Annotated in this window: 5 protein-coding genes; 2 read left to right on the plus strand and 3 right to left on the minus strand. The window is 71.5% G+C overall.

The window, feature by feature from the left end:
* Nucleotides 1-105: 105 nt before the first annotated feature.
* On the minus strand, nt 106-1,383 hold the full coding sequence (locus ACFWEP_RS27540; protein WP_387373900.1) for an extracellular solute-binding protein: 1,278 nt from the start codon (nt 1,381-1,383) through the stop codon (nt 106-108).
* A gap of 372 nt (nt 1,384-1,755) precedes the next feature.
* On the opposite strand from ACFWEP_RS27540, the gene ACFWEP_RS27545 reads away from it, so the two are divergent.
* Nucleotides 1,756-2,778, plus strand: coding sequence for a LacI family DNA-binding transcriptional regulator (locus ACFWEP_RS27545; RefSeq protein ID WP_387373902.1), 1,023 nt, complete (start codon nt 1,756-1,758; stop codon nt 2,776-2,778).
* Nucleotides 2,779-2,875: 97 nt separating this feature from the next.
* Nucleotides 2,876-3,898 carry a phosphatase PAP2 family protein gene (locus ACFWEP_RS27550; protein WP_387373904.1) on the plus strand — a complete coding sequence of 341 codons (1,023 nt, stop codon included), beginning with the start codon at nt 2,876-2,878 and terminating at the stop codon, nt 3,896-3,898.
* Between the two features lie 37 nt (nt 3,899-3,935).
* On the opposite strand, the gene ACFWEP_RS27555 is transcribed toward ACFWEP_RS27550, so the two are convergent.
* Both ACFWEP_RS27555 and ACFWEP_RS27560 read right to left on the minus strand, forming a co-directional pair.
* Complete coding sequence (locus ACFWEP_RS27555) at nt 3,936-6,950, minus strand: bifunctional [glutamine synthetase] adenylyltransferase/[glutamine synthetase]-adenylyl-L-tyrosine phosphorylase (RefSeq protein ID WP_387373906.1); 3,015 nt, start codon at nt 6,948-6,950, stop codon at nt 3,936-3,938.
* A gap of 109 nt (nt 6,951-7,059) precedes the next feature.
* A complete protein-coding gene (locus ACFWEP_RS27560; RefSeq protein WP_387373908.1) occupies nt 7,060-7,869 on the minus strand; it encodes a putative protein N(5)-glutamine methyltransferase in 810 nt (269 codons plus the stop codon).
* Between the last annotated feature and the right edge of the window lie 259 nt (nt 7,870-8,128).

Below are 8,128 nucleotides of genomic sequence, written 5' to 3' on the forward strand. Positions count from 1 at the left end.
CTTCATCTGCTCGGACGTCTCCCGGCGGGCCCGCTCGTGCAGCTCCTCGACCTCGGCCTCCGTCCGGGTGCGGTGTGGACAGCCATCAGTCGGCCAACCTTCCTGTTACTTCCAGCCCTTGAGGAGCTTGCGGTAAGCGTCGCCGCTGTCCTTCGCGGCCTTCTCCGGGGTGGTCTGGCCGGTGAGGACCTCGGTGTACTGGGTGACCAGCGGGGCGAAGAGGCTGCCGCCCTCGGGGATCCACGGACGCTCGACCGAGGTCTCGACGACCGGCTTGAAGAAGTTCACGATCTCGCTGTCGACGGCTTCCTTGCGGGCGTACGCCGAGGTGCGGGTCGGGAGGAGGTTCAGCTCACCGGCGGCCGTGGCCTGGGCGTCCACCGACGTCATGTAGTCGACGAAGGCGTAGGAGGCGTCGAGGTTCTTCGAACCCGCGTACACGGCCAGGTTGTGACCGCCCTGCGGGGCGCCCTGGGCGGCGGAGCCGGCCGGGACGTTGGTGATGCCGAGGTTGGCGGCGTCCTTGAACTGGTCGCCGGTCAGCGTGTCGGCCACGGCCCACGGGCCGTTGATCATCATGGCGACGTCGCCGGACTTGAACGACTGCATCATGTTCTCCCAGCCGTCCGTGGCGTCCGTCTTCGCGGCACCGGAGTCGACCAGGTCCTTGACGACCTTGAACGCCTTGACAGCCTCGGGGCTGTCGATCTTGACGGTCTTGGAGTCGGCGTCGACCAGGTCGCCGCCCTCGCCGTACAGGAAGGAGAGGAAGTAGTACGCGTCGTCGCCACGGAGGTAGAGGCCGGTCTTGCCGGTCTTCTTCTTGATGGCGGCGGAGGCGGTCTTCAGCTCGGCGACCGTGGTCGGGACCTCGACACCGGCCTTGGCGAACATCGCCTTGTTGTAGAAGATGCCCATCGAGTCGATGACCTGCGGCACGGCGTACGTCTTGCCGTCGTACTTGGTCGACGCGACGGCCTGCGGGAGGAAGTCGTCCTGGTCCTTGAGGGCCGGGGTTCCGTCGAGCGGGGCGAGGTAGCCGAGGTTCGCGAAGTCCGGGGTCCAGGCGACCTCGGAGCGGATCACGTCAGGAGCGCCGGCTCCGGCCTGGGCCGCGTTCTTGAACTTGTTCTGCGCGTCACCGAAGGGCACGTTGACGTACTTGACGTCGACCTTGGGGTGCAGCTTCTCGAAGCCCTCGGCGATCTTCTTGAAGACCTTGTCCTCACTGCCGACGCTGGAGGTGTCCCACCAGGTGACCGTGCCGGAGAGCTCGCCCGAGCTCTTGCTGCCGCTGCTGTCGGACTTGTCGTCGCTTCCGCACGCGGTCGCCGCGAGCGCCAGGGTCGCGACCAGGACGGTGGCCGTTATGCCACGTCGCATGTGAACTCCTTCAACTGCCGTACCGCTCCGTCGCGGCGCCGGGTCGTCCAGGAACGTAACAAGGATGAAAGAAGTCCGAAAGAGCTTGCGGAACTTTTCTGCAAGATGCGGCGATCGTTACATGCGCGTGTCCTCAAGGTTGCCGTCGTGATGCTTGACGCGGGGTGCATACCCCTGCTGTCCCAGGTCATACACGGGATCCGGTTGATGTGACCATCCGACTGCAAGGTGCGCAGAGGTGTCCGCAAGACCTTGCAAGATGTTGCCGAGGCCGCTCCGGCGTGACGCCGGGGCCGGGGACGGAAGAGGCCCGAGCGGCTGAAACCCGGGCCCTGTGGGCAATCCGGGGGGCGCCCGGTACAGTCCCCTTTCATGACCGCACGGCTTGCCGATATCGCAACTCAGGCGGGGGTCAGCGAAGCGACGGTCAGCCGGGTCCTGAACGGCAAACCCGGTGTAGCGGCGGCCACCCGTGAATCCGTCCTCGCGGCACTCGACGTCCTCGGGTACGAACGCCCCGTACGCCTGCGCCGGCGCAGCGCCGGACTGGTCGGCCTGATCACGCCCGAGCTGGAGAACCCGATCTTCCCGGCGCTGGCCCAGGTGATCGGCCAGGCGCTGACCCGGCAGGGGTACACCCCGGTGCTGGCGACCCAGACGCCCGGCGGCTCCACCGAGGACGAGCTGACCGAGATGCTGGTCGACCGCGGCGTCTCCGGCATCATCTTCGTCTCCGGGCTGCACGCGGACACTTCGGCGGACATGGGCCGTTACGAGCAGTTGCGGGCGCAGGGCGTCCCGTTCGTCCTCGTCAACGGCTTCTCCGCGAAGGTCCAGGCGCCGTTCATCTCACCGGACGACCGTGCGGCGATGCGGCTGGCGGTGACGCATCTGGTGTCGCTCGGCCACACCCGGATCGGCCTCGCGGTCGGCCCCAAGCGCTTCGTGCCGGTGCTCCGCAAGATCGAGGGCTTCCACGCGACGATGGGCGAGCAGCTCGGTCTGGGCGAGGAGCAGGTGGAGGAGCTGATCCAGCACTCCCTGTACACGCTGGAGGGCGGCCAGGCGGCGACCACGGCTTTGATGGAGCGCGGGTGCACCGCGGTGGTCTGCGCGAGCGACATGATGGCGCTGGGCGCGATCCGGGCGGCCCGCCGGCTGTCACGGCAGGTGCCGCGCGATCTCTCGGTGGTCGGTTACGACGATTCGCCGCTCATAGCTTTCACGGACCCGCCGCTCACGACCATCCGGCAGCCGGTGACCGCCATGGGGCAGGCCGCCGTACGCACGTTGCTGGAGGAGATCGGCGGTACGCCCGCCCCGCACAGCGAGTTCGTCTTCATGCCCGAGCTCGTCGTCCGCGGTTCGACCGCGGCGGGGCCCGGCCCCTCCTGATGATGGCATCCTCCTCCGCAGGGTGCAGGACGTGCGACCGGAACCCGACCGGAGGATGATCGGGCGGTGGGGGACGTATCTGGCAGACTCTGTGCCCATGGGTGATTCTCAGGTGAGTACACAGGAAGGCCCGTCGGTGGCCTGTCCGTCACCCACCAAGGACAAGACGGACAGCACAGGCGATCGGGGCCGAAAAGGACTGACGGCGCGACTGCGTGGGACGCGGTCACCGCGCCGCCCACGTCTGTGGTTCGAAGTCCTTCTGATCGGGGTCAGTTACTGGCTCTACTCGCTGGTGCGCAACGCCGTCCCGGAACAGCGGACGGCCGCACTGCGGAACGCCGACTGGGTCTGGTCCTTCGAGAACACTCTCGGTGCGGGCTTCGAACACAGCGTCAACCACGCGGTGAACTCGGTGACATGGCTCATCGTGTCGATGAACTACTACTACGCGACGCTGCACTTCATCGTGACCATCGGGGTGCTGGTGTGGCTGTTCCGCAGTCACCCGGGCCGTTACGCGGCGGCCAGACTGGTCCTCTTCGCGACCACGGGCGTCGCCCTGCTCGGCTACTATCTCGTCCCGCTGGCGCCACCCAGGCTCATGACCGGCGGCCATTTCGTCGACACGGTGCTGGTGCACCACACCTGGGGCTCGATGGCCTCGGGCAACCTCAAGAACATGTCGAACCAGTACGCCGCGATGCCGTCGATGCACATCGGCTGGTCGCTCTGGTGCGGGCTGACGATCTTCGCGCTCGCCTCGGTGCCGTGGGCCCGGGTGCTGGGGCTGCTCTACCCGGTCGCCACCCTCGTGGTGATCGTGTCGACGGCCAACCACTTCTGGCTGGACGCGGTGGGCGGCGTGGTCTGCCTGGGCTTCGGCTTCGCCGTCGCGTACGTCGTGTACGGCACCCTCCCCCACCGCCTGGCCCGGCGGGTCGAGCCACCGCGCACACCCTTGCGGACCCGGCTCGTGGGGCTCGGTACGGCCCGGGGCGCGGGCGCCGCGGGCCGTACCGGGCGGCGGGCTCCGAACTCCTCGGACCGGAGTGTCCCCGCGCCCTCCGCGAGCCGTACACCCGCCGCGGAGACCCCGGGAGCGCCGGGGCGGCGCTGAGGCGGCGCCTCCGGGGCCTCCTGGGGGTGTCAGGGGCTCACGCCCCGTAGAACCGCTCGTCCACCACGGCGCGCGCCCGGCGCGTGATGCGCCGGTAGTCGTCGAGCATGGTCCCCGCGTTGCCGGGCTCGTAGCCGAGGTAACGGCCGACCGCGGCGAGCTCGCGGGGGCTGGACGGGAAGGTGTCTCCCGGGCGCCCGCGGACCAGCATCACGGCGTTGCGGACCCGGGTGGCCAGCACCCAGGCTTCGTCCAGCACGGCCGCGTCGCCGGCCGGGATCAGACCGGCCGACGAGGCCGCCGCCAGCGCCTCGCGGGTCCGGGTGGTGCGGAGCCCCGGCTCGGCCCAGCCGTGCTGCATCTGCATCAGCTGCACCGTCCACTCGACGTCGCTGAGGCCGCCCCGGCCGAGCTTGGTGTGGAGGGTGGGGTCGGCGCCGCGCGGCAGCCGTTCGGACTCCATCCGGGCCTTGAGGCGGCGGATCTCGCGCACCGCGTCGTCACCGAGCCCCTCCGCCGGGTAGCGGAACGGGTCGATGAGCTCGATGAAGTCGCGGCCGAGGTCCTCGTCGCCGGCCACCGGTTCGGCGCGCAGCAGGGCCTGGCTCTCCCAGACGAGCGACCAGCGCCGGTAGTACGCCTCGTACGACTTGAGGGAGCGGACCATGGGGCCGCTCTTGCCCTCGGGCCGCAGGTCGGCGTCGATCAGCAGCGGCGGGTCGGCGGTGGGCAGCTGGAGGAGCCTGCGCATCTCGGCGATCACCGTGTTGGCGGCGCGGGCGGCCTCCTCGTCGCTCACCCCCTCGCGCGGGGCGTGCACGAAGAGCACGTCGGCGTCGGAGCCGTAACCGAGCTCGTGGCCGCCGAAGCGGCCCATGCCGATGACCGCGAACCGGGTCGGCAGGGTGTCGCCCCACTGGGCGCGGACGGCGGCGCGCAGGGCGCCGGCCAGGGTCGCGGCGTTGAGGTCGGTGACGGCGGAGCCGATCCGGTCGACGAGGGCCCCGTGGTCGGGTTCGGCGGGGTTCTCCTCGGTGCCGTACGAGCCGATGAGGTCCGCCGCCGTCGTACGGAAGAGTTCGCGCCGGCGTACGCCGCGTACGACGGCGACCGCGGATTCCGCGTCGGGCGCCCGGCCCACGGCGGCCAGCACCTCCTGGTCCAGGTGCTCCCGGCTGCGCGGGGCGAGACCTCCCGGGTCGCCGAGGATGGCGACCGCCTCCGGGGCCCGCATCAGCAGGTCCGGGGCGAGCCGCCCGGCGGACAGCACCCGGGCGAGGTTCTCGGCCGCCGCGCCCTCGTCGCGCAGCAGCCGCAGGTACCAAGGGGTGCGGCCGAGCGCGTCGGAGACCTGGCGGAAACCGAGGAGGCCGGCGTCCGGGTCCGCGGAGTCGGCGAACCAGCCGAGCAGCACCGGGAGCAGCGTCCGCTGGATCGCGGCCTTGCGGGAGACTCCGGACGACAGGGCCTCCAGGTGCCGGAGCGCGGCGGCCGGATCGTCGTATCCGAGGGCTTCCAGCCGGGTGCCGGCCGCCTTCGCCGAGAGTCGGCTCTCGCCGGGCGCGAGCTGGGCCACGGCGTCCAGCAGCGGCCGGTAGAAGAGTTTCTCGTGCAGCTTGCGGACGACCGAGGCGTGCCGCTTCCACGCCCGGTTCAGCTCGGTCACCGGGTCGGTGCGCAGCCCCAGCGAACGGCCGAGCCGCCGCAGGTCGGCCTCGCCTTCGGGCACGAGGTGGGTGCGGCGCAGCCGGTAGAGCTGGATGCGGTGTTCCATGAGGCGCAGGAAGCGGTACGCGTCGTCGAGCTGGGCGGCGTCCGCGCGGCCCACGTAACCGCCCTCGGCGAGCGCCCGCAGCGCCTCCAGGGTGGTGCCGCTGTGCAGGGAGGCGTCGCTGCGGCCGTGCACCAGCTGGAGCAGCTGTACGGCGAACTCGACGTCGCGCAGTCCGCCGGGACCGAGCTTCAGCTCCCGGTCGACCCGGTCGGCGGGGATGTTGTCGATGACCCTGCGGCGCATCTTCTGTACGTCCGGGACGAAGTGCTCCCGGTCGGCGGCGTGCCACACCAGGGGGGCGACGGCGTCCACGTACGCGGCCCCGAGCTCCGGGTCGCCGGCGACCGGTCGGGCCTTGAGCAGCGCCTGGAACTCCCAGGTCTTGGCCCAGCGCTGGTAGTAGGCGAGGTGGGAGGAGAGGGTGCGCACCAGCGGGCCGTTGCGGCCTTCGGGGCGGAGGTTGGCGTCGACGGGCCAGATGGTGCCCTCGACGGTGGTGTCGGAGCAGATCCGCATCATGTGGGAGGCCAGCCGGCCGGCCGCCCGCAGGGCCGCCGTCTCGTTCTCGGCGGCGGCGCCCGCGTCGACGGGTTCACCGACGAAGATGACGTCGACGTCGGAGACGTAGTTCAGCTCGTGGCCGCCGCACTTGCCCATGGCGATGACGGCGAGCCGGCAGAGCGCCGCGTCCTCGGGGGCGGCGGTACGCGCGATGGCGAGGGCGGCCCGCAGGGTGGCCGTCGCGAGGTCGGCCAGTTCGGCGGCGGTCTGGGCGAGGTCGGTGGTGCCGCAGACGTCCCTGGCGGCTATGCCCAGCAGGCACCGGCGGTAGGCGACGCGCAGCGAGTCGGGGCCGGTGGCCTCGGCGAGGTGCCGTTCGAACTCCGGAACCCCGGGGTGCAGGTCGGCCGCCTCGTACGTGACCAGCTCTTTCCAGTCGTACGGGTGGCGGGAGAGGTGGTCGCCGAGGGCCTCGGAGGCGCCGAGGACACCGAGCAGCCGGTCCCGCAGCGGTTTCGCGGTCACCAGGGTGTCGAGCAGCAGCCGCTGCTCGTCCTCCGCCTGTGCCTCCACGATGCGTACGAGACCCCGCAAGGCCAGGTCCGGGTCGGCGGAGGCGCCGAGCGCCTCCACCAGGACCGGGTCCGACCGTACGGCCGTGAGCGCGGGCAGTTGCAGCAGCCGCTCCGCGCCCGAGGGGTCGGTGAAGCCGTGGCGCAGCAGCCGGCTGAACGTGCTGCTCCTGCGCCCCGGATTCGGTACCGGCACCGTCGTCATACCGTGCTCTCCTGCCCCGCGTACCCCGCGTGTGGTGGGGGTTCGAGCGTAGCCCCGTGCCGGGGAGTTCGTCCCGGGGGCGGGGGGCCGGCGGCCGTCACCGTCACGGTCACCGGGGCTTGGTGCCGATGACGACGGTGGCCCAGAGCTCGTCGGAGGTCGCGGTCCGTGCGTCGAGGCCGCCGCCCTGGACGGTGGCGAGCGCGCGGTCCGCCTGGCGTTCGCTGGTCTCCATCAGCAGGCTGCCGCCCGGCGCGAGCCACTCGGGGGCGGCGGCGACCACCCGGCGCATCACGTCGAGCCCGTCGTCGCCCCCGTCGAGGGCGACGCGGGGTTCGTGGTCGCGGGCCTCGGCGGGGAGGAGGGGTACGTCGCCGGTGGGTACGTACGGCACGTTGGCGAGGAGTACGTCGATCCGGCCGCGCAGCCGGGTCGGCAGCGCGGCGAAGAGGTCTCCCTCGTGGACCTTGCCCACACCGTCGAGGTTGCGCCGGGCGCAGCGTACGGCCGCCGGTTCGACGTCGCAGGCGTGCAGTTCCACCGGTCCGAGGACCCGGGCGAGCGCGGCGCCGAGGGCTCCGGAGCCGCAGCAGAGGTCGACGACGACGGGGGTGCGCGGGGTGCCGTTCCCCGGGACCCCGACGGTCGCGGCGGCCTGGTCGACGAGGAACTCGCTGCGGCGGCGGGGCACGAAGACCCCGGGGTCCACGGCGACCCGCAGGCCGTGGAACCCGGCCCAGCCCAGGACGTGTTCGAGGGGCTGCCCCTCGGCGCGGCGCCGGACCATGGCGGCGGTCTCGGCCGGGGAGGCGGCGGTGGAGAGGATCAGTTCCGCTTCGTCCTCGGCGAAGACACAGCCGGCGGTGCGGAGCGCGGTGACGATCGTGGAGCGGGTGAGCGGAGGGGGAAGAACCGACATGGCGGAGCCTTTCGGGAGCCGTTGGGCGCTCCGCGTTCGCTCACGTCCGGTGGACGTCGCGACCGTACGGGGTGAGCACCCAGCCTGACGCAGCGGTAATGGGGGCTCACCTCCTCGGTCCGGGTCCCCCGTGCGGGGACGCTCCCCCGTGCGGGGGTCCGGTCACAGTACAACAGGCGCGGCGGGGCCGGACGCGCCCGTGCCCGCACCGGAACGGGGTGCGGGCAGTCTCTAATACACATATGACGCAGCCGACCAT

It is taken from the genome of Streptomyces sp. NPDC060198, from assembly GCF_042728415.1.
Classification (GTDB): domain Bacteria; phylum Actinomycetota; class Actinomycetes; order Streptomycetales; family Streptomycetaceae; genus Streptomyces.

Excerpts from the sequence above, each read along its gene's own strand:
- ACFWEP_RS27540 (WP_387373900.1), bottom strand. The coding sequence starts at position 1,383 with ATGCGACGTGGCATAACGGCCACCGTCCTGGTCGCGACCCTGGCGCTC.
- ACFWEP_RS27545 (WP_387373902.1), top strand. The coding sequence starts at position 1,756 with ATGACCGCACGGCTTGCCGATATCGCAACTCAGGCGGGGGTCAGCGAA.
- ACFWEP_RS27550 (WP_387373904.1), top strand. The coding sequence starts at position 2,876 with ATGGGTGATTCTCAGGTGAGTACACAGGAAGGCCCGTCGGTGGCCTGT.
- ACFWEP_RS27555 (WP_387373906.1), bottom strand. The coding sequence starts at position 6,950 with ATGACGACGGTGCCGGTACCGAATCCGGGGCGCAGGAGCAGCACGTTC.
- ACFWEP_RS27560 (WP_387373908.1), bottom strand. The coding sequence starts at position 7,869 with ATGTCGGTTCTTCCCCCTCCGCTCACCCGCTCCACGATCGTCACCGCG.